A 242-nucleotide genomic window follows, 5' to 3' on the forward strand; every position below is an offset into this window, starting at 1 on the left:
CCCATGCCGAGGAAAACCCCATGTACTCGCCGAAGCCAGCTTTGGCGTAGGCATAGACTCCCGAGTCCAGTTCAGGTTTACGGTTGGCCAGCGTCTGGAACACGAACGCCAAGGCCAGCATGCCCACTGCGGTGATTGCCCAGCCAATTAGAACCGCGCCGACGCCGGCACTGGCGGCCATGTTCTGCGGCAGCGAAAAGATCCCGCCACCAATCATCGAGCCGACCACAAGTGCAACTAAT

1 protein-coding gene is annotated in these 242 nt (G+C 59.9%); it reads right to left on the reverse strand.

The genetic code is table 11. The annotated features are described in order from the left end of the window. Window positions 1-229: amino acid permease (locus J5M56_RS26340; protein ID WP_347709445.1), on the reverse strand; the 229-nt coding region annotated here is incomplete at its 3' end. Window positions 230-242 lie beyond the last annotated feature (13 nt).

Origin of the sequence: Pseudomonas sp. 51_B, from assembly GCF_017491595.1 — a bacterium.
Classification (GTDB): Bacteria; Pseudomonadota; Gammaproteobacteria; order Pseudomonadales; family Pseudomonadaceae; genus Aquipseudomonas; species Aquipseudomonas promysalinigenes.